At 57.2% G+C, this 428-nt stretch carries 1 protein-coding gene and 1 pseudogene; both read left to right on the top strand.

Features of this window, described 5'->3' with window-relative positions:
- Positions 1-65 precede the first annotated feature (65 nt).
- Positions 66-347, top strand: a complete 282-nt coding sequence (rpsR, locus tag AC066S_RS39585) for a 30S ribosomal protein S18 (protein WP_011794373.1) — start codon at positions 66-68, stop codon at positions 345-347.
- 12 nt (positions 348-359) lie between these two features.
- Positions 360-428, top strand: a pseudogene (locus tag AC066S_RS39580) (50S ribosomal protein L9); the annotation flags it as partial.

Here is a 428-nt window from a genome sequence, read left to right as displayed (position 1 = left end):
CGCCAAGACACTGGTGTTCCACGTCCAGGACATTCAACAAGATTAATTTTCAAGAGGCTTCCCAAATGGCCACGTTCAAGAAATTCAACAAGGACAAGCGTCCGAAGCGCAACACCCAGTCGCTGCTGTTCAAGCGCAAGCGCTTCTGCCGCTTCACCGTCGCCGGCGTCGAAGAGATCGACTACAAGGATGTCGACACGCTGCGTGACTTCATCGCCGAAAACGGCAAGATCATCCCCGCGCGCCTGACCGGCACGCGTGCCATCTACCAGCGTCAGCTGAACACCGCCATCAAGCGCGCGCGCTTCCTGGCCCTGGTGCCCTACAGCGACCAGCACAAGATCTGAGGAGCAAGAGCCATGCAAATCATCCTGCTCGACAAAGTGGTCAACCTCGGCAACCTGGGCGAAATCGTCAAGGTCAAGGAC

This window comes from Bradyrhizobium sp. CFUWI (assembly GCF_056429085.1).
The sequence above is the reverse complement of the archived record's forward strand: the minus strand, read 5'-3'. Positions and strand labels throughout refer to the sequence as shown.